The sequence below is a fragment of the Streptomyces sp. ICC1 genome (assembly GCF_003287935.1).
Classification (GTDB): domain Bacteria; phylum Actinomycetota; class Actinomycetes; order Streptomycetales; family Streptomycetaceae; genus Streptomyces; species Streptomyces tritrimontium.
Genome location: NZ_CP030287.1, coordinates 719039 through 738896 on the forward strand (window position 1 = coordinate 719039; position 19858 = coordinate 738896).

At 73.8% G+C, this 19858-nt stretch carries 19 protein-coding genes; 8 read left to right on the top strand and 11 right to left on the bottom strand.

Features of this window, described 5'->3' with window-relative positions:
• Window positions 1-79: 79 nt before the first annotated feature.
• The 5 genes from DRB96_RS03370 to paaA form a co-directional block, all read right to left on the bottom strand.
• Window positions 80-1270, bottom strand: a complete 1191-nt coding sequence (locus DRB96_RS03370) for a 2Fe-2S iron-sulfur cluster-binding protein (protein ID WP_112446692.1) — start codon at window positions 1268-1270, stop codon at window positions 80-82.
• Entirely contained in the window at window positions 1271-1771 is a 501-nt protein-coding gene (gene paaD / locus DRB96_RS03375; protein ID WP_112446693.1) for a 1,2-phenylacetyl-CoA epoxidase subunit PaaD, read from the bottom strand. It abuts the gene before it with no gap.
• Window positions 1765-2445: a 1,2-phenylacetyl-CoA epoxidase subunit PaaC gene (paaC, locus tag DRB96_RS03380; protein ID WP_239516799.1), complete on the bottom strand. Its 681-nt coding sequence runs from the start codon at window positions 2443-2445 to the stop codon at window positions 1765-1767. Before paaC ends, paaD begins: the two co-directional genes overlap by 7 nt.
• 116 nt (window positions 2446-2561) lie before the next feature.
• Window positions 2562-2846, bottom strand: coding sequence for a 1,2-phenylacetyl-CoA epoxidase subunit PaaB (gene paaB, locus DRB96_RS03385; protein ID WP_030153111.1), 285 nt, complete (start codon window positions 2844-2846; stop codon window positions 2562-2564).
• A complete protein-coding gene (gene paaA, locus DRB96_RS03390) occupies window positions 2843-3898 on the bottom strand; it encodes a 1,2-phenylacetyl-CoA epoxidase subunit PaaA (RefSeq protein ID WP_204357626.1) in 1056 nt (351 codons plus the stop codon). Before paaA ends, paaB begins: the two co-directional genes overlap by 4 nt.
• Before the next feature lie 71 nt (window positions 3899-3969).
• On the opposite strand from paaA, the gene DRB96_RS03395 reads away from it, so the two are divergent.
• The 3 genes from DRB96_RS03395 to DRB96_RS03410 all read left to right on the top strand — a co-directional run bounded on the left by DRB96_RS03395 (window position 3970) and on the right by DRB96_RS03410 (window position 6927).
• Complete coding sequence (locus tag DRB96_RS03395) at window positions 3970-4803, top strand: DUF5819 family protein (RefSeq protein WP_112446695.1); 834 nt, start codon at window positions 3970-3972, stop codon at window positions 4801-4803.
• Window positions 4804-4954: 151 nt separating this feature from the next.
• Window positions 4955-6130, top strand: a complete 1176-nt coding sequence (locus tag DRB96_RS03405; protein ID WP_239516800.1) for an HTTM domain-containing protein — start codon at window positions 4955-4957, stop codon at window positions 6128-6130.
• Entirely contained in the window at window positions 6127-6927 is an 801-nt protein-coding gene (locus DRB96_RS03410) for an RNA methyltransferase (protein WP_112446696.1), read from the top strand. The genes DRB96_RS03405 and DRB96_RS03410 overlap by 4 nt, the downstream gene beginning before the upstream one ends.
• Here DRB96_RS03410 and paaN read toward each other — a convergent pair.
• Window positions 6924-8606, bottom strand: coding sequence for a phenylacetic acid degradation protein PaaN (gene paaN / locus DRB96_RS03415; RefSeq protein WP_112446697.1), 1683 nt, complete (start codon window positions 8604-8606; stop codon window positions 6924-6926). The two genes, DRB96_RS03410 and paaN, sit on opposite strands and share 4 nt — an antisense overlap.
• Before the next feature lie 157 nt (window positions 8607-8763).
• Between paaN and DRB96_RS03420 the strand changes: the two genes are divergently transcribed.
• Both DRB96_RS03420 and DRB96_RS03425 read left to right on the top strand, forming a co-directional pair.
• Entirely contained in the window at window positions 8764-10311 is a 1548-nt protein-coding gene (locus tag DRB96_RS03420; RefSeq protein ID WP_112453181.1) for a 3-hydroxyacyl-CoA dehydrogenase, read from the top strand.
• Entirely contained in the window at window positions 10308-10895 is a 588-nt protein-coding gene (locus DRB96_RS03425; protein ID WP_112446698.1) for a TetR/AcrR family transcriptional regulator, read from the top strand. The genes DRB96_RS03420 and DRB96_RS03425 overlap by 4 nt, the downstream gene beginning before the upstream one ends.
• 61 nt (window positions 10896-10956) lie before the next feature.
• Here DRB96_RS03425 and DRB96_RS03430 read toward each other — a convergent pair whose 3' ends face one another.
• Window positions 10957-11580, bottom strand: coding sequence for an Lrp/AsnC family transcriptional regulator (locus DRB96_RS03430; RefSeq protein ID WP_239516170.1), 624 nt, complete (start codon window positions 11578-11580; stop codon window positions 10957-10959).
• Between the two features lie 178 nt (window positions 11581-11758).
• Here DRB96_RS03430 and pdhA point away from each other — a divergent pair, with 178 nt between their 5' ends.
• The 3 genes from pdhA to DRB96_RS03445 are packed head-to-tail and all read left to right on the top strand — an operon-like array spanning window position 11759 to window position 15299.
• Window positions 11759-12919, top strand: coding sequence for a pyruvate dehydrogenase (acetyl-transferring) E1 component subunit alpha (gene pdhA / locus DRB96_RS03435; RefSeq protein ID WP_112453183.1), 1161 nt, complete (start codon window positions 11759-11761; stop codon window positions 12917-12919).
• Entirely contained in the window at window positions 12916-13929 is a 1014-nt protein-coding gene (locus DRB96_RS03440) for an alpha-ketoacid dehydrogenase subunit beta (protein WP_112446699.1), read from the top strand. Before pdhA ends, DRB96_RS03440 begins: the two co-directional genes overlap by 4 nt.
• Complete coding sequence (locus DRB96_RS03445; RefSeq protein WP_112446700.1) at window positions 13929-15299, top strand: dihydrolipoamide acetyltransferase family protein; 1371 nt, start codon at window positions 13929-13931, stop codon at window positions 15297-15299. Before DRB96_RS03440 ends, DRB96_RS03445 begins: the two co-directional genes overlap by 1 nt.
• Window positions 15300-15360: 61 nt before the next feature.
• Here the strand turns inward: DRB96_RS03445 and DRB96_RS03450 are convergent, their stop codons facing one another.
• Genes DRB96_RS03450 through DRB96_RS03465 form a run of 4 tightly spaced genes read right to left on the bottom strand, consistent with a single transcriptional unit; the run spans window position 15361 to window position 19658 of the window.
• A complete protein-coding gene (locus DRB96_RS03450) occupies window positions 15361-16338 on the bottom strand; it encodes an NAD(P)H-quinone oxidoreductase (RefSeq protein WP_112446701.1) in 978 nt (325 codons plus the stop codon).
• A 46-nt stretch (window positions 16339-16384) separates the two neighbouring features.
• A complete protein-coding gene (locus tag DRB96_RS03455) occupies window positions 16385-17485 on the bottom strand; it encodes a potassium channel family protein (protein ID WP_112446702.1) in 1101 nt (366 codons plus the stop codon).
• Entirely contained in the window at window positions 17473-18759 is a 1287-nt protein-coding gene (locus DRB96_RS03460) for a molybdopterin molybdotransferase MoeA (RefSeq protein WP_112446703.1), read from the bottom strand. The genes DRB96_RS03455 and DRB96_RS03460 overlap by 13 nt, the downstream gene beginning before the upstream one ends.
• Entirely contained in the window at window positions 18756-19658 is a 903-nt protein-coding gene (locus DRB96_RS03465) for an NTP transferase domain-containing protein (RefSeq protein WP_112446704.1), read from the bottom strand. Before DRB96_RS03465 ends, DRB96_RS03460 begins: the two co-directional genes overlap by 4 nt.
• Between the last annotated feature and the right edge of the window lie 200 nt (window positions 19659-19858).

Genomic DNA, 19858 nt, shown 5'->3' on the forward strand with positions numbered 1-19858 from the left:
CGGAACGTGCTCTGTCTGACGGTGCGTCAAGATAGAACACGTTCTTGAAAATGGACAGGGGGGCGGCGCGGAGGGCCGCTCAGCGGTCGAAGTCGATCTCCACTTCCTCCGACACCGGGTGCGACTGGCAGGCCAGGACGAACCCGGCCTCCGTCTCCTTCTCCTCCAGGGCGAAGTTCCGGTCCATCCGCACCTCGCCCGTCACCACGAACGCCCGGCAGGTGCCGCACACCCCGCCCTTGCAGGCGTACGGGGCGTCCGCGCGGGCCCGCAGCACCGCGTCGAGCAGGGACTCGCCCTCCCGGACCGGCCAGGTGCCCGAGCGGCCGTCGAGCCGGGCCGTGACCCGGGCGTGGGTGGCGCCGGCCGGGGCGCCGGCCTTGTCGGCGGGCACCGACGGGGCGGTGTCCTCGACGTGGAAGACCTCCTCGTGGACCCGGGTCCGCACCACCCCGAGTGCGCCCAGGGCCCGCTCTGCCCCGGTCACCAGCCCGTACGGCCCGCACAGGAACCAGCCCGCCACCTCCGCGACCGGCAGCAGCGCGGGCAGCAGCTCCGTCAGCCGCTCCTCGCCGAGCCGCCCCGAGGGCAGCCCGGCCTCCTGCTCCTCCCGGGACAGGACGGTGACCAGCTGGAACCGGTCGGGATGGCGGTTCTTGAGGTCGGCGACCTCCTCCAGGAACATCGTCGAGGCCGCGCTGCGGTCACTGCGCACCAGGCAGAACCGGGCGTCGGGCCGGGCCGCCAGCAGGGTGGCGGCGATCGACAGCACCGGGGTGATCCCGCTGCCGCCGACGATCGCGGCATAGTGCGCGGCGGGCGGGGCGGCCGCCGGGTCCAGGACGAACCGCCCGGCCGGGACCATCACGTCCAGGGTGTCCCCGGCGGTGATCTCCTTGTGGGCGAACGTGGAGAACTCCCCGCCCTCCACCAGCCGCACCCCGACGCGCAGGGTCGCGGGGCCCGGCCCGTCGGCGGCGGGCGCGGGGGAGCAGATCGAGTACGTACGGCGCACCTCTGACGTGCCGGGGCTGTCGGGGCCGCCGGACCCGCCGGGGGACTGCCGGCGCAGGGTGAGGTGCTGGCCGGGGGCGTGCCGGTACTCGGCGCGCAGCTCCGGCGGGACGGCGAGGGTCAGCGCCACGGAGTCCTCGGTGAGCCGGTCGACCGCCGCCACCGTCAAGGTGTGGAACGCGCCGTGGCGCGCGGGGCGCGCCGGGCTCGCCGGGCTCGCGGACCCCGGCGTGGGCGACGGCGGTGACACGGCCATCTACAGCTCCTTGAAGTGGTCGAACGGTTCGCGGCAGGCGGTGCAGCGGCGCAGCGCCTTGCATGCGGTGGAGGAGAACCGGCTGAGCAGCTCGGTGTCGGTCGATCCGCACTGGGGGCAGCGGACGGACAGGGTGAGCGGGACCGGTCCGCCGGCGGAGTGCGGCCGCGGCGGGGCGATGCCGAACTCGGCCAGCTTGCGGCGGCCCTCGGCGCTGATGTCGTCGGTGGACCAGGCGGGGGCCAGGACGGTGCGCACCCGGACGTCCGGTATGCCGTGGCCGGTCAGGACCCGCTCGATGTCCTCGGACATGGCCTCGATGGCCGGGCAGCCGGTGTACGTGGGGGTGAGGGTGACCTCGACGTGGCCGTCCTCGAACATCCGCAGCCCGCGCATCACGCCGAGCTCGGCGAGGGTGAGCACGGGCAGCTCGGGGTCGGGGACGGAGCCGGCCAGCGCGGCCAGCTCCACCTCGAGCCGGGTCTGGCCCTCGGTCACCACGATGCCCCCGGGTGGCTGCGGTGCAGGTGCTGCATCTCCGCGATCAGGCGGCCGAACGGCTCGGTGTGCAGTCCTTGCCGGCCGGCTCCGGCGGCCCAGGCGCCGTGGCGCGGGCCCTGGGGCAGCTCCAGCCCGGCCCGCTCCAGGACGGCGCCCAGGGCGGCCAGCCAGCGGCCCTCCAGGGCGGCCCAGTCGATGCCGTCGGCCCCGTCGAGACCGTCCACCGGCCGGAACATCTCCCCGGTGTACCTCCACAGCGCGTCCAGCCCGGCGCGCATCCGGGCCCGGCTCTCCGCGGTCCCGTCGCCGAGCCGCAGCGTCCACTGCTCGGCGTGGTCGCGGTGGTAGGCCGTCTCCTTGACCGCCTTCGCGGCGAGCGGCCCGAACGGGCCGTCGCCGAGCGCGAGCTCCCCGTAGAGCTCGTGCTGGTAGAGCGAGAAGTAGAGCTGGCGCGCGATGGTGTGGGCGAAGTCGCCGTTGGGCTGCTCGACCAGCTGGAGGTTGCGGAAGGACCGCTCCTCGCGCAGGTACGCCAGCTCGTCCTCGTCGCCCGCCATCGACAGCAGGACGCGCGCCTGTCCGAGCAGGTCGAGGGCGATGTTGGCGAGGGCGACCTCCTCCTCCAGGACGGGTGCGCGGCCCGCCCACTCGCCGAGGCGGTGGGAGAGGATCAGCGCGTCGTCGCCGAGGGCGAGGACGGCGGCGGTGGGGGCCGCGGGGGCCGCCTCGGCGACGGGACCCGCTTCGGTGCTGAGGCCGGTGCTGAGGCCGCTGCCGGTGCCGGTGCTGGTCACAGGTGGTTCACCCCCTCGGGGATCTCGTAGAAGGTGGGGTGCCGGTAGGGCTTGTCGGCGGACGGGGCGAAGAACGGGTCCCGCTCGTCCGGCGAGGAGGCGGTGATCTCGGTGGAGGGCACGACCCAGATGGAGATGCCCTCGCCGCGCCGGGTGTAGAGATCGCGGGCGTTGCGCAGGGCCATCTCCGCGTCGGGGGCGTGCAGGCTGCCCGCGTGCGTGTGCGAGAGGCCGCGCCGCGAGCGGACGAACACCTCCCACAGGGGCCAGTTCTGCGTCATACCCGCGCCTCGCTTCCGGTGGTGGTGGTTGCTGTTGCCGCTGCTGTGGCCGCCGCCTGCTTCCGCGCGTACGCGGCGGCCGCGTCGCGCACCCAGGCGCCTTCCTCGTGCGCCGCGCGGCGCTGCCCGATCCGCTCCTCGTTGCACGGGCCGTTGCCCTTGAGGACCTCCCAGAACTCCGTCCAGTCGATCGCTCCGAAGTCGTGGTGCCCGCGCTCCTCGTTCCACTTCAGGTCCGGGTCGGGCAGGGTCAGGCCCAGCGACTCGGCCTGCGGGACGGCGATGTCGACGAAGCGCTGGCGCAGCTCGTCATTGGAGTGCCGCTTGATCCGCCAGGCCATCGACTGCGCCGAGTGCCCCGACTCGGCGTCGGGCGGGCCGAACATCATCAGGGAGGGCCACCACCACCGGTCGACGGCGTCCTGCGCCATCGCGTGCTGGGCCTCGGTGCCCCGCGAGAGGGCGAGGAGCAGCTCGTACCCCTGGCGCTGGTGGAAGGACTCCTCCTTGCAGATCCGGACCATGGCCCGCGCGTACGGCCCGTAGGAGCAGCGGCAGATCGGGACCTGGTTGGTGATCGCCGCGCCGTCCACGAGCCAGCCGATGGCGCCGACGTCGGCCCAGGTCAGCGTGGGGTAGTTGAAGATCGAGGAGTACTTCTGCTTCCCGGCGTGGAGTTTGTCGAGGAGCTCGTCGCGGCTGGTGCCCAGCGTCTCGGCGGCGCTGTACAGGTACAGGCCGTGGCCGGCCTCGTCCTGCACCTTGGCCATCAGGATGGCCTTGCGGCGCAGTGAGGGCGCGCGGGTGATCCAGTTCGCCTCGGGCTGCATGCCGATGATCTCGGAATGGGCGTGCTGGGCCATCTGGCGGACCAGGGTGGCGCGGTACTCGTCGGGCATCCAGTCGCGCGGCTCCACGCGCTCATCGGCCGCCACGGCGGCATCGAAGGCCGCCGCGAGCTGGGCGCCGAGGTCGGCGCTCACGCCGATCCCGGCATCCCGTCCCGCGTCCTGCCCCGCCCCCGAGGTCACTGCCGGGGTCACTGCCACCATCACGGCCCCCTGTCAGGAGTCTTTTCCGCCTCGTCCGCCCGACCGACCGATCGTTCGGTTCATGCCCTTCAATGGTGGGACGACGGCCCGTAGGGTGTCAACCTCTGTGGTCAACCCTGTGGACGCCAGATGATCGGGGCGGGATGGATTCGAACGAGCACGAGCCTGCGGAAGGGGACGCACCACCACCCGCCGCACCGCTCGCCGCACCGCCCCATGCACCGCCCACCGCGCCGCCCCACGCACCGCCCCCGCCCAGGGCACCCGGGATCGCCGGTCTGTCCGCCCCGTACCGGGTCGTCGCCGCCCTCGCCCTCGGTGCGGTCGCCGTGGCCGCCTGCTGGCACCTGGCGCTGGTCTTCCTGCACGTCGCGCCGTCCAACACGGTGAGCAAGCAGCACGCGGAGACGGTCGACGGCTGGGTCTATCCCGAGTTCGAACAGAACTGGAAGCTCTTCGCACCCAACCCGCTCCAGCAGAACATCTCCGTCGAGGTGCGCGTGGAGGTGCGGACGGACGAGGGCCTGCTGGTCGTCGGCAACTGGCGCGACCTGTCCGCCGAGGACGGGCGGGCCATCCGCCACAGCCTGTTGCCGAGCCACACCGAGCAGAACGAGCTCCGCCGGGCCTGGGACTTCTTCACCGGCTCGCACGACGAGGACAACAAGGCGAACGGCGAGCGCGGCGAACTCGCGGAGCAGTACCTGCGCCGCATCGCGCTGGACCGCCTCGACCCCCGGACGGAGGCCGACATGGCCGTGGGCAAGGGCGGGCGCCTCGCCGTGGGCCGGATCGTACGGATCCAGCTGCGCGCGGCGACGACGGCGGTCCGCGCGCCCGAGTGGTCCGACGAGCAAACCGACACCCAGACGTACTACCGGGAGCTGCCGTGGTGGACGGTGTGAGCGGCGGCCCGCGGGCCACGGCCGGGCAGGCCACGGCCGGGCAGGCCACGGCCGGGCAGGCCACGGACGGGCGGGCCACGGCGGGCGGGCCACGGCCGGGCAGGCCACGGACGGGCGACTCACGGCCTGGCGGACCGCCGCCGGGCGGGCCCTGGCCAAGGTCACCGGTCAGGCTCTGGGCCCCCACCAGAGCGCCGTGGTCCGCATCGGCTTCGCCGGCACCTGGCTGTTCTTCCTGCTGCGCGAGTTCCCGTACCGCCACGAGCTCTACGGGCCGGACGGCCCCTGGAGCTGGGAGCTGGCGCGCCGGCTGATCGACTCGAACCACGCCTTCACGGTGCTGATGTGGTCGGACTCGTCCCTCTGGTTCGAGATCGTCTACGCCGTCTCCGTGCTGTCGAGCGCGCTGCTGCTGCTGGGCTGGCGCACCCGGGCGACGTCCGTGCTGTTCATGGTCGGGGTGCTGTCCCTGCAGAACCGCAGCGTCTTCATGGGCGACGGCGGGGACAACGTCATCCACCTGATGGCGATCTACCTCGTCCTGACCCGCTGCGCCCGCGTGTGGTCGCTGGACGCCCGCCGCGCCCGCCGGCTCGGCAGTGCCTCGGCAGGGCCCGCGGGGCCGGTGCTGTGGGGCGTGCTCGGCGCGGTGTTCGCGTACGGGGCGGTGACCGACCGGTTCACCACCGGCTGGCTGGTGGCCTTCGCGGCGCTGTGGGTGCTCGCCGCGCTGTGGTGGATGGTCGACCGCCACGAACCGGAGGGGGAGGGCCGCGCGGTCCTCGACGTCCTGGCCAACCTGGTGCACAACGCCGGGATGCTGGTGATCATGGCGGAGGTCTGCCTGATCTACGCGACGGCCGGGTGGTACAAGATCCAGGGCTCGCGCTGGCAGGACGGCACCGCCCTGTACTACCCGCTGGGCCTGGACTACTTCACCCCGTGGCCCGGGCTTTCGGCCTTCCTGGCGGGCAGCGGCACGCTGGTCATGCTGCTGTCGTACGGGACGGTCGCCGTCCAGGTGGCCTTCCCGTTCACGCTGTTCAACCGGCGGATCAAGAACGTGCTGCTGGCGCTGATGATGCTGGAGCACGTGGGGATCGCCGTGCTGCTCGGGCTGCCGTTCTTCTCGCTGGCGATGATCGCCGCGGACGCGGTCTTCCTGCCGACGGCGTTCCTGCTCTGGCTCGGCGCGCGCGCCGCGGCGCTGCGCCCGCGCGGCCGCCGGCCCGCTCCGGAGGTGGAGGCGGAGGCGGAGGCTGAGCCGGGGCCCGGCCCGGAGCGGGAGCGGGAGGAACGGCCGGGGACCGTAGGCTCGGCGGTATGAGCGAGCAGCACGCGGATCCCGAAGATCCCCAGGTCACGGACGGCACCGAACGGCAGTGGCGGGAGGCAGCCGCGCGGGAGGACCTCGTCCTCCTCGACGGGTTCCACGCGCTCAAGCACGCCCTGCGCTTCGGGGCGGACGTGCGCATCGCCGTCGCCGACGAGCCGGATGCCGTACGGGACCTCGCGCACGAGCTGGCTCCGGACGTGGCGGCGGACGTCGCCCGGCTGGTGCGCCGGGCACCGCTGAAGGCGCTGCTGGGCGGGGGCCGGGTGCACCCCACCGGGGTGGCGGCCCTCGCGGTCCGGCCGAGCCGCGCAGAAGGGCTGGCCCGGCTCGCCGCGCTGCCCAGGACGGCCCCGGTCGTCGTCCTCGACAACCCCCGCAACCTCGGCAACGTCGGCGCCGTCGTCCGCCTCGCCGCCGGTTTCGGCGCCACCGGCGTCGTCACCCGCGGCGACCTCGACCCCTGGCATCCCAACGTGGTCCGTGCCGGAGCGGGACTGCACTACGCCACCACCGTGGACCGGGTGGACCTCGACACCCTGCCGCCGGGCCCGCTGTACGCGCTCGACCCGGAGGGCGAGGACATCCGTGCCCTCACCCTCCCGGACGACGCCCTGCTCGCCTTCGGCTCGGAACGCCACGGCATCTCGCCCGAGCTCCGCGCCCGCGCCGACCACCTGGTGTCCCTGCCGATGCGCCCGCAGGTCTCCAGCTACAACCTGGCCACCAGCGTGGCGATGGCCCTCTTCCACTGGGGCGGGCCCCGGCAGGATCCGGAAGAGCCGGTCTAGGCCTGGCGGCGGACCTCCACCACGCGGAAGCGGTTGGAGACGAACGCCCCGTCGCACAGCGCCGCGTTCGCCGCGGGGTTGCCGCCCGAACCGTGGAAGTCGGAGAAGGCCGCGGTCTGGTTCACATAGACCCCGCCCGTCAGGTTCAGCGAGAGCTGCGCCGACTCCTCCAGACAGACCTCCTCGATGGCCCGCTCGGTGTCCGCGGAGGTCGTGTACGCCCCGACCGTCATCGCGCCCTTCTCGCGGACTGTGCGCCGCAGCAGTTCGAGGGCGTCCGCCGTGGAGTCGACCGCCACCGCGAAGGAGACCGGGCCGAAGCACTCGGAGAGGTAGGGGGCGGATTCGTCCGGCTTGGAGGAGTCCAGCTTCACCATCACCGGCGTGCGCACGACGGCTCCCGGGAACTCCGGGTGCGTGATCTCGCGCGAGGCCAGCGCGACCTCGCCGAGCCCGGCCGCCGCCTCCAGACGGGCCTTGACGTCCGGGTTGACCAGCGCGCCGAGCAGCGCGTTGGCCCGGGCGTCGTCGCCGAGGAGACCGCCGACCGAGCCGGCGAGGTCCGCGACGACCTCGTCGTACGACTTGTGCCCGGCGTCCGTCTCGATGCCGTCGCGCGGGATCAGCAGGTTCTGCGGGGTGGTGCACATCTGGCCGCTGTACAGGGACAGCGAGAAGGCCAGGTTGGACAGCATCCCCTTGTAGTCGTCGGTGGAGTCCAGGACGACGGTGTTGACGCCGGCCTTCTCCGTGTAGACCTGCGCCTGGCGGGCGTTGGCCTCGAGCCACTCGCCGAACTCGGTGGACCCGGTGTAGTCGATGACCTTGATCTCGGGGCGGACGGCGAGCTCCTTGGCGATGCCCTCGCCCGGCCGCTCCACCGCCAGCGCCACCAGGTTCGGGTCGAAGCCGGCGCCCGCGAGGACCTCGCGGGCCACCTGGACGGTCAGCGCCAGCGGGAGCACGGCGCGCGGGTGCGGCTTGACCAGCACCGGGTTGCCCGTGGCGAGGGAGGCGAAGATCCCCGGGTAGCCGTTCCAGGTGGGGAAGGTGTTGCAGCCGATCATCAGGGAGATCCCGCGCGGGACGGCCGTGAAGGTCTTGCCCAGCTCCAGCGGGTCCTTCTTGCCCTGCGGCTTCGACCAGTCGGCCTGCCCCGGGACCCGGGTCTGCTCCTCGTACGCGTAGGCAACCGCCTCCAGGCCGCGGTCCTGCGCGTGCGGGCCGCCCGCCTGGAACGCCATCATGAAGGCCTGGCCGCTGGTGTGCATGACCGCGTGCGCGAACTCGTGCGTCCGCGCGGAGATCCGGGCCAGGATCTCGATGCAGACCAGGGCGCGGGTCTCCGGACCGGCGTCCCGCCAGGCCGCCATGCCGGCCCGCATCGCGGGCAGCAGCACGTCCGGGTCCACGTGCGGGTACTCGACGCCGAGCTCCACGCCGTACGGGGAGGTCTCCGCGCCCGTCCAGTCGTCGGTGCCGGGCTGCCCGAGGTCGAGCCGGGTGCCGCGCAGCGCCTCGAAGGCGGCGAGGCCGTCGGCTCCGGCGGTCTCCCCGTACGCCTTGGGGTGCTCGGGGTGCGGGGACCAGTAGGCGCGGCTGCGGATCGTGGCCAGGGCCTGGTCCAGGGTGGGCCGGTGCTTGGCGGACAGCTGGGGGACGGTGAGCTCGGCGGCCATCAGGGACCAACTCCTCGTTGAGCCGGGCGGGATCAGGCGATCGGGTCGGGCAAGAAGGGATGAAGAAGAGCAGACTGGAGTTAGAGTAACCGAACGATCGGTCGGGACAAGAGGGCCCGGCGGGCCTGTGGACAAGTCGGTGCGGGAGGATCGGGTCATGACAGCAATCGAGCGGTCCCGCACAGTGGCGGTAGTCGGCGCGGGGACCATGGGGCAGGGCATCGCCCAGGTCGCCCTTCTCGCAGGTCACCGCGTGCTGCTCTACGACATCGACGCCGTCCTCGCCGCCGACGCGGTCGGCTTCGTGCAGGACCGCGTCGAGCGGATGGCCGCCAAGGGCCGGCTGGATCGGGCCGAGGCCGAGGACGCGATCGGCCGAATCGATTCGGCGGCCGAACTGTCCGGGCTGGCGGGCGCCGCCCTCGTCGTCGAGGCGGTCGTCGAGGACGCCTCCGTCAAGCGCGCGCTGTTCGCCGCACTCGAAGAGGTGGTTTCGCCGGACGCGCTGCTGGCCACCAACACCTCCTCCCTCTCCGTCACCGAGCTCGCCGCGGGCCTCGCGCACCCCGGCCGCTTCCTCGGCCTGCACTTCTTCAACCCGGCCCCGCTGCTCCCGCTGGTCGAGGTGGTCTCCGGGTTCGCGACCGAACCGGCCGCCGCCGAGCGCGCGTACCGCACCGTGCTGGGCTGGGGGAAGACGCCGGTGCGCTGCGCCGACACCCCGGGCTTCATCGTCAACCGGATCGCCCGCCCCTTCTACGCCGAGGCCTTCGCGGTGTACGAGGAGCAGGGCGCCGATCCGGCCACCATCGACGCCGTGCTCCGCGAGAGCGGCGGCTTCAAGATGGGCCCCTTCGCGCTGACCGACCTGATCGGCCAGGATGTCAACGAGGCCGTCACCCGCTCCGTGTGGGAGTCCTTCTTCCGCAGCCCCAAGTTCACCCCGTCCCTCGCGCAGCGCCGGCTGGTCCAGTCGGGCCGCCTCGGCCGCAAGTCGGGGCACGGCTGGTACCCGTACGGCCCGGACGCGAAGGCCCCGGCCCCGCACACGGCCGGACCCGAGGACGCTCCGGGCGCGGTCACCGTGGTCGGCGACCTCGGGCCCGCCGCCGGCCTCACCGAGCTCCTGGAGGAGGCCGGGATCGCGGTCACGGCCGTCGGCCACGGGGGCCCGTACATCCAGCTCCCCGGCGAGGGGCAGCTCGTGCTCGCCGACGGCAAGACCTCGATCGAGTTCGCCGACGTCGTCTACTTCGACCTCGCCTTCGACTACCGCGCCGCGACCCGCGTCGCGCTCTCGGTGAGCGAGGACACCAGCGAGCGGACCCTCGCGGAGGCCGTCGGGCTGTTCCAGAAGCTCGGCAAGAAGGTCTCCGTCATCGGCGACGTCCCCGGCATGATCGTGGCCCGGACCGTCGCGATGCTGATCGACCTCACCGCCGATGCCGTCGCGCGCGGGGTGGCGGTCGCCGAGGACATCGACACGGCGATGAGGCTCGGGGTCAACTACCCCGCGGGCCCCGCCGAATGGCACGACCGGCTCGGCCGCGACTGGGCGTACGACCTGCTGCACCACCTCGACGCGCGCTGTCCGGGCGGCCGGTACGCGCCCTCGCTGGCGCTGTACAAGCTGGGGTACGCGGCGGGGGAGGAAGACGCCGAGGACGGGGACGAGGCGTACGACGAGGCGGGGGAGACGGAATGACGACGGCCAAGCGGGACACCTACACGCCCGAGACCCTCCTGTCCGTCGCCGTCCAGGTCTTCAACGAGCGCGGCTACGACGGCACCTCGATGGAGCACCTCTCCAAGGCCGCCGGCATCTCCAAGTCCTCGATCTACCACCACGTCGCGGGCAAGGAGGAGCTGCTCCACCGGGCCGTCAGCCGGGCGCTGGACGAGCTCTTCGCGGTGCTGGGCGAGCCCGGGGCGGTACGGGGACGCGCGGTCGAGCGCGTCGAGTACGTCACCCGGCGCACGGTCGAGGTCCTCGTCGCGGAACTGCCGTACGTGACGCTGCTGCTGCGGGTCCGGGGAAACACCCGCACCGAGCGCTGGGCGTTGGAGCGGCGCCGCGAGTTCGACCACCAGGTCGCGGAGCTCCTGAAGGCCGCCGCCGCCGAGGGCGACCTGCGGGCGGACGTGGACATCCGCCTCGCCACCCGCCTCCTCTTCGGCATGGTCAACTCCCTGGTCGAGTGGTACCGCCCGCACCCGGGCACCACCTCGGACCAGCTGGCGGACGCGGTGGTCAGCATGGCCCTGGACGGCCTGCGCACCCAGCGCTGACCGGGCGCACGCCCGGCCTCCGGCTCGGCGCAGGCGGGGCGGGGCAGGGCGGGGCGGAGGCTCAGTCCTCGGAGATCGTCGGGCCCGCGGACGGGTCGCGGGCCAGCAGGTCCGTTTCCTCGAAGACCAGCAGGGTGCGGGTGGAGAGGACCTCCGGGATGGACTGGAGGCGGGTCAGGACCAGCTCGCGCAGGGTGCGGTTGTCGGGGGTGTGGACCAGGAGCAGGACGTCGAAATCGCCGCTGACCAGGGCGATGTGGGCGGCGCCCGGGAGCTCGCGGAGCTGCTCGCGGACCGTCCGCCAGGAGTTTTGGACGATCTTCAGGGTGATGTAGGCGGAGGCGCCCTGCCCGGCGCGCTCGTGGTTGACGCGGGCGGTGAAGCCCCGGATCACGCCGTCGTCGATGAGCCGGTTGATGCGGGCGTAGGCGTTGGCCCGGGAGACGTGGACCTGCTCGGCGACGGACCGTATCGAGGCGCGGCCGTCCGCCTGGAGCAGGCGCACGATCGAGCGGTCGATGGAGTCGAGGGGGCGCGGCGGTCCGGGCGGTCCGCCCGGTCCGGGCGCTCCGGGCGGCACCGGCGGGCCCGCCGGTGCGCCGGTACCCGGGAGTGCGCCCCCGGATGCGCCCCCCGCCCCGGGCACCACTCCGGAACCCGCTCCGGCCATTTGTTCATCCGCCATCGCCCGCTGCCTGCCTCTCCTGGACGTCCTGCACCCATCCCAGGGCCCCGCCGCCACTTTGTCCACAGCCTGGGGCTGCCTGTAGCCAAATTGCGCGGACAACCGAACAATCGGTAGGTGAGGGGCCTCACACCCGGGGCCCTCCCCGCCCGCTTCCCACGAGGAGGTGTACGCCGCCATGACGGTCCAAGAGCTGCCCGGTGCCGGTGCGTCCCACCGCTCCACCCCGCCGCCCGCCTGGAGGCCCCGTACGGATGCCGCCCCGCTGCTCCCGGACCCCGAGCCGTACCGGGTGCTGGGCACCCCGGCCGCAGACCGGCTCGACCCCGAGCTGATGCGCCGGTGCTACGCCGAGCTGGTGCGCGGCCGCCGCTACAACGCCCAGGCCACCGCCCTCACCCGGCAGGGCCGATTGGCCGTATATCCCTCCACCGTGGGTCAGGAGGCGTGCGAGATTGCCGCCGCGATGGTCCTGGAGGAGCAGGACTGGCTGTTCCCGAGCTACCGCGACACCCTCGCGGCCGTGGCGCGCGGACTGGACCCCGTGGAGGCCCTGACCCTCCTGCGCGGCGACTGGCACACCGGCTACGACCCGCGCGAGCGCCGGATCGCCCCGCTGTCGACCCCCCTCGCCACCCAGCTGCCGCACGCGGTCGGCCTGGCGCACGCCGCGCGGCTGCGCGGCGACGACGTGGTCGCCCTCGCCATGGTCGGCGACGGCGGAACCAGCGAGGGCGATTTCCACGAGGCCATGAACTTCGCCGCCGTCTGGCAGGCGCCGGTGGTCTTCCTCGTCCAGAACAACGGCTTCGCGATATCCGTCCCGCTCGCCAAGCAGACCGCCGCCCCGACCCTGGCCCACAAGGCCGTGGGGTACGGGATGCCGGGCCGCCTCGTCGACGGCAACGACATCGCCGCCATGCACGAGGTGCTGTCCGAGGCGGTCCGGCGGGCCCGGGCCGGCGGCGGACCGACCATGATCGAGGCCGTCACCTACCGCATCGAGGCCCACACCAACGCCGACGACGCCACCCGCTACCGGGGCGACGCCGAGGTGGAGGCCTGGAAGGCGCACGACCCGATCCAGCTGCTGGAGCGCGAGCTGACCGCCCGCGGGCTGCTGGACGAGGCGGGCATCCAGGCGGCCAAGGACGCGGCCGAGGAGATGGCGGCGGCGCTCCGGGACGGGATGAACGCGGAGCCCGTGCTCGATCCGATGGACCTCTTCGAAAACGTCTACGCGCAGCAGACCGGCCGGCTCCGCGAACAGGCGGCCATGCTCCGTGCCGAGCTGGACGCGGCCGAGCAGGACGCGGCAGAAGAGGAGGACCCGTCATGACCACGGTGGCGGCGAAGCCGACGACCACGAAGCCGGCGACCATGGCGCAGGCCCTGAACCGGGCCATGCGCGACGCGATGGCCGAGGATCCGACCGTCCACGTGATGGGCGAGGACGTCGGGGCGCTCGGCGGGGTCTTCCGCATCACGGACGGGCTCGCGAAGGAGTTCGGCGAGGACCGCTGTACGGACACCCCGCTCGCGGAGGCGGGCATCCTCGGCGCGGCCGTCGGCATGGCCATGTACGGGCTGCGGCCGGTCGTGGAGATGCAGTTCGACGCGTTCGCCTACCCGGCCTTCGAGCAGCTGATCTCCCACGTGGCCAAGATGCGCAACCGCACGCGCGGCGCGATGCCGCTCCCGATCACCATCCGCGTGCCCTACGGCGGCGGGATCGGCGGCGTGGAGCACCACAGTGACTCCTCCGAGGCCTACTACGTGGCCACGCCCGGGCTCACCGTCGTGACCCCGGCGACGGTCGAGGACGCGTACGGGCTGCTGCGCGCGTCGATAGCCAGCGACGACCCGGTGGTCTTCCTGGAGCCGAAGCGGCTGTACTGGTCCAAGGCCGACTGGTCTCCCGAGGCGCCCGCCGCGGTCCCGGGGATCGGCGAGGCCCTCGTCCGGCGGACCGGCACGAGCGCGACGCTGATCACCTACGGGCCCTCCCTGCCGGTGTGCATGGAGGCGGCCGAGGCGGCGCGCGAGGAGGGCTGGGACCTGGAGGTCGTGGACCTGCGCTCGCTGGTCCCCTTCGACGAGGAGACCGTCGTGGCCTCCGTGCGCCGGACCGGGCGCGCGGTCGTGGTCCACGAGTCCGGCGGCTTCGGCGGCCCGGGCGCGGAGATCGCCGCCCGCGTCACGGAGCGGTGCTTCCACCACCTGGAGGCGCCGGTGCTGCGCGTGACCGGCTTCGACATCCCGTATCCGCCGCCGATGCTGGAGAAGCACCACCTGCCCGGCGTGGACCGGATCCTGGACACCGTGGCCCGTCTGCAGTGGGAGAACTGATGCCGCAGGTCATGGAGTTCAAGCTGCCGGACCTGGGGGAAGGGCTGACGGAGGCGGAGATCGTCCGCTGGCTGGTGGAGGTCGGCGACGTCGTCGCCATCGACCAGCCCGTCGTCGAGGTCGAGACGGCCAAGGCGATGGTGGAGGTGCCCTGCCCGTACGGGGGCGTCGTCACCGCCCGCTTCGGCGAGGAGGGGACGGAACTGCCGGTCGGCGCACCGCTGATCACCGTCGCGGTGGGCGAGCCGGCCGAGCTCTCCGACGGGCCCGCGGAGGCTTCCTCCGGCTCGGGCAACGTCCTGGTCGGCTACGGGACGGACCATTCGCGTCCGGCGCGTCGGAGGCGGGTGCGACCCGGCTCCGCCGCGCCGGGAGGCGGCTCCACGGCTCCCGCCGCACCGGCTCCGGCCGCGGCTCCCGTGGTCACGGCACCGGCGGCCGCCGCACCGGCCGTCGTCGCCGGGCCCGTGCCGGTCATCTCGCCGCTGGTGCGCAAGCTCGCCCGGGACCACGGGGTGGACCTGCGCGCGCTGCGCGGCTCCGGCCCGGAGGGCCTGATCCTGCGCACGGACGTCGAGACGGCCCTGCGCGCCCCGGCGGCCCAGGCCCAGGCCCAGGCCCAGGCTCCGGCTCCGGTTCCGGCCGTCGCCCCTGCCCCCGCCGCCTCCACCGCGCCGCAGGGCGCCACGCGGATCCCGCTCAAGGGCGTGCGGGGCGCGGTCGCGGACAAGCTGTCGCGCAGCCGGCGCGAGATCCCCGACGCCACGTGCTGGGTCGACGCGGACGCCACGGAGCTGATGGCGGCCCGGGCGGCGATGAACGCGGTGGGCGGGCCGAAGATCTCGGTGCTCGCCGTACTGGCCCGCATCTGCACGGCGGCGCTGGCGCGGTACCCGGAGCTCAACTCCACCGTGGACCTCGCGGCGAACGAGATCGTCCGGCTCCCGGCCGTGCACCTCGGCTTCGCCGCGCAGACGGAGCGGGGCCTGATGGTCCCGGTCGTCCGGGACGCGCAGGCCCGGGGAGCCGAGTCCCTGTCGGCGGAGTTCGCCCGCCTCACGGAGCTGGCCAGGGCGGGGAAGCTCGCCCCGGCCGACCTCACCGGAGGCACCTTCACCCTGAACAACTACGGGGTGTTCGGGGTGGACGGCTCCACGCCGATCATCAACCACCCGGAAGCCGCGATGCTCGGCGTGGGCCGGATCATGGCCAAGCCGTGGGTGCACGGGGGAGAGCTGGCGGTCCGCCAGGTCGTGCAGCTGTCCCTCACCTTCGACCACCGGGTGTGCGACGGCGGCACGGCGGGCGGCTTCCTGCGGTACGTGGCGGACTGCGTCGAGTCGCCGGCGGTCCTGCTGCGCACTCTGTAGCCACCCCGGCCCGGCGGGGCTGAGACCAGCCCCGCCGGCAGTGGGTCAGAGCGTCAGAGGGTCAGAGCGTCAGCAGGATCTTGCCCACGTGCGCACTGGACTCCAGGACGCGGTGGGCCTCGGGCGCCTGCGCCATCGGGTACGTCGCGTGCACCACCGGGTGGATCCGGCCCGACCCGACCAGGGGCCACACGTGCTCCCGTACGGCCGCGACGATGGCCGCCTTCTCCTCCAGCGGACGCGCCCGCAGCGTGGTGGCGGTGATCGCCGCGCGCTTGGCCAGCAGGGCGCCCAGGTTGAGCTCCGCCTTGACCCCGCCCTGGAGCCCGATGATCGCGAGGCGCCCGTTGACGGCCAGCGCCTCCACGTTCCGCGTCAGGTACTTGGCGCCCATGATGTCCAGGATCACGTCCGCCCCGGCGCCGCCGGTGGCCGCCCGGACCTCCTCCACGAAGTCCTGCTCGCGGTAGTCGATCAGGATGTCCGCGCCCAGCTCCGCGCAGCGCGCCAGCTTCTCCTTGCCGCCCGCCGTCACCGCGACCCGTGCGCCGACCGCCTTGGCCAGCTGGATCGCCATGGTCCCGATGCCGCTCGACCCGCCGTGCACCAGCAGGGTCTCGCCGGGGCGCAGCCCCGCGACCATGAACACGTTGGACCAGACCGTCGTGACGACCTCCGGGAGCGCCGCCGCCGTCACCAGGTCCACGCCCGCCGGAACGGGCAGCAGCTGGCCCGCCGGGACGGCGACCTTCTGCGCGTAGCCGCCGCCGGCCAGCAGCGCGCACACCTCGTCGCCGACCGACCAGCCCGAGACCCCGGGGCCGATCGCGGAGATCCGCCCGGAGCACTCCAGGCCGGGATGGGGCGAGGCCCCGGGCGGAGGGGCGTAGAACCCCTGCCGCTGCAGGACGTCGGCGCGGTTCACGGCGCTGGCCGCGACCTCGACGAGGACTTCGCCGTCCCCGGCCACCGGATCGGGCGCTTCGCCCCACACCAGGGCGTCGGGACCGCCGGGCTGTTCGATGGTGATCGCATGCATGGCCGGAGGCTACCGCCCGGACACCCGGGGCCGGCGGCGGACGTGCCTACTCGGCCGAGCCCAGGACCACCGGCGGGGAGGACGGCGGGGCCGCGCGGACGATGCTGATGAGACGGTCCGTCAGCTGGAGCGGGCTCGCGTGCGGATCGTCGTACGGGAGCAGCCGGTGGCCGCGCAGGACGCTGACGACCAGGTCGTGGGTGTCGCGGACCGACTTGCCCACCTCGGACTTGGTGACCGGACGCTCGATCAGGTCGAGGCCGCTGCCCTGCTGGATGAGGTCCTCCATCACCGTGCCCGCGCTCGGGCTGAGCACCGACAGCCCGAGCAGCCGGCCCGCCGCGCTCGCACTGGTGATGACCGCGTCCGCGCCCGACTGGCGCAGCAGCGGCGCGTTCTCCTCTTCCCGGACCGCCGCCACGATCTTCGCGCCGCGGTTGAGCTGGCGGGCCGTCAGGGTGACCAGCACCGCCGTGTCGTCCCGCTGGGTGGCGATGACGATCTGACGGGCCTTCTGCAGTTCGGCGCGCAGCAGTACGTCGGAGCGCGTGGCATCGCCGACGACCCCGGTGAACCCCTCCGAGTTGGCCATGTCGATCACCTTGGCGCTGGGGTCGACGATGACGACCTGCTCCTTCTGGAGGCCGGTGGCCAGCAGCGTCTGAAGGGCCGAGCGGCCCTTCGTGCCGAAGCCGACGACGACCGTGTGGTCACGCAAGTTCTTCCTCCAGCGGTTGAGCCGCCACTCTTCTCTGGTCCGCTCGGTCAGCACTTCCAGCGTGGTTCCGACCAGGATGATCAGGAACAGGACGCGGAGCGGCGTGATGAGCAGGACGTTGACCAGCCGCGCGCTGTCGCTGTACGGGACGACGTCGCCGTAGCCGGTGGTCGACAGGGTGACGGTCGCGTAGTAGACGCAGTCGAGGAAGTCGACCTTGCCGTTGGCGTTGTCGTGGTAGCCGTCGCGGTCGATCCACACGATCAGGACCGTCAGGCACATCACGAACAGCGCCATCAACAGCCGTCGGCTGACCTGCCGCATCGGTTTCTCGACGATGCGCCGGGGCAGTTTGATGCGGCGCGAGACGAGTTTCTCGTCGGCGCCGCGTGCCATCGCGTCGGAGCCGTGCAGTTTCACGTGAAACATCCCCCTGAAGCCCACGGCAGGTCGAGGATCTCCAGGTCCTGCCCGGAGCGCGCCCCGTGGGGCGGTACGACGGCCAGCCCGTCGGCGGCGGCCACCCCGCGCAGCATCGCGGGGCCGTTGTAGCGCAGCGGCACGGCGTGCTCGTCGGTCAGCCGGACCGGTACGAGCCGGGTGTCGCGCGGGTGTCCCGGTACGCCGCCCTGCACGGGCACCGCGTACCGGGGGCGGGCGCCGCGGCCGGCGAGGGCGCGCAGCAGCGGCTCGGCGAGGGTCAGCAGCCCGGAGACGGCGGCGAGCGGGTTCCCGGGCAGGCCCACGAGGTGGCGGGTGTCGGCGCGGCCGCCGAGCCGGGCCAGCAGCATCGGGTGCCCGGGGCGCACGGCCACCCCGTCGACGAGCAGCTCGGCCCCGGCCTCGGCGAGCACGGGGTGCACGTGGTCCACGGGGCCGGAGGCGGTGCCGCCGGTGGTGACGATCAGGTCGGCGGTGGAGGAGGTGACGGCCCGCAGCAGTTCCTCGGCGCCCGCCGGATCGTCGCCGAGCCGCCGCACGGAGACCACCTCCGCGCCGAGCCGGGTCAGCCAGGGGGCCAGCATGGGGCTCAGCGCGTCGCGGATCAGGCCGTCGTGCGGGCGGCCTTCGGTGAGCAGCTCGTCGCCGAGCACCAGGATCTCGACGCGGGGCCGGGGCCGGGTGGTGAGCTCGTCGTACCCGGCGGCCGCGGCGAGGCCGAGGACGGCCGGGGTGACCAGGGATCCGGAGGGCAGCAGGAGGTCGCCCGAGCGGCACTCCTGGCCGCGCGGGCGGATGTCCTGGCCGGTGGCGACGGGCCGGTCGGCGTACAGCTGGGTGCCGGCCTCGTGCGAGTGCTCGCTGCGGATCACGGCGCTGGTGTCGGCGGGGACCCGGGCGCCGGTGGCGATCCGTACGGCCTCGCCGTCGGCCAGGGGCGCGGGGCGTTCGCTGCCGGCCAGCGCGCTGCCGCCGGGGCGGACGCTCCAGGGTCCGGGTCCGGCGACGGCCCAGCCGTCCATGGCGGAGGTGTCGAAGGAGGGCAGGTCGCCGAGGGCGGTCAGGGGCTCGGTCAGCACCTGGCCGAGCGCCTCGGCCAGGGGGATGCGGTGGCTGCGGACGGGGAGCACCGTCCCGGCGCGAACGGCGGTCTGGCGGGCCCGGAGCCAGGGGGCGGCGCGGTGGCCGCCGCCGTCCGGGTTGCGGCTGACCAGGGCGAGTGCCTGGTCCAGGGCGCGGTCGGCGTCGGAGGCGGCGGTCATCCGGACCCGGTCTCTTCGGCGCCGGCGCTCTCGGCGGCCTCCGCGGCCCAGCGCAGGGCCAGGTCGGCAACCTTGCGGGAGGCCTCGGCGACGGCCTCGGCGGGGTCGGCGCCGGCGGCTTCGGCGCGGGCCGCCGCGTAGCCGACCAGGAAGGTGGTCAGCGGGGCGGCGGGCCGGGCGACGCCGTGGGCGGCGTCACGGGCGAGGTCGAGCAGCACCGTGATGTCGACGTCGACGTCGATGCCCAGCTCGGCCTTGGCAGCGGTGATCCATGATTCCAGCACGGTTCCATGCTCCCTGATCCGGGCGCGAGCGGCGGCGAGATCGTCCCAGGTGTCGCAGTCGAAGGAGGCGAGCGGCGCGGCCGCGGTGACGTGCGCGAGCTCGAGTTCGGCGGTGAGGGCGCGGAGCGGGAGGCCGGTCACGGAGCCGTGCTCGGCCGCCAGCAGGGCGATTTCCCTACGCAGCGGCTCCGCCCGGTACGCGGCGACGAGGGGCTGGTCGCGGCCGTCCGGATCCCGGAGCAGGGCCCCGTCGCCGCCGGGCGCGTCGAGCAGGGCCCGGACCGTGTCGCGGTCCAGGAACGGCAGATCGGCGGAGAGCACGACGACCAGCCCCTCGTCCCGGGCGACGTCCAGCCCCCCGTCCCGCGGCGGCAGGCGGCGCAGCCCGGCGTCCAGCGCGGCCAGGGGGCCGCCGCCGGGCGGGTCCTCCCGGGCCCACTGGACGGGCCGGGCGGTCGGCCTGCGGCCGCCGACGACGACGGTGGTCCGCGCGTCGGCGCAGGCGTCGAGGACGCGGTCGAGGAGGGGGCGGCCGCCGACGAGCAGGCCGGGCTTGTCGGCCCCGCCCAGTCGCCGCGCGGCGCCGCCGGCCAGGACGATGGCGTCGTACGTCATGCCCTGAGTATGCGGGGGCCGCGTTGCGGATGTGTTCCGCCGTTTACCGGGCCCTTACGGCCGCGTGGTGAGATCGCCCGCCGCCCCGAACGGCTCCGGGGCCGCCCGCGGCCCCGGAGGGTGCGGACGGCCCCGGAGGGTGCGTTCAGTACGGCGGGCGGCAGGGCCTGAACCCAGGACCTGAACCCAGGGCCTGAAGG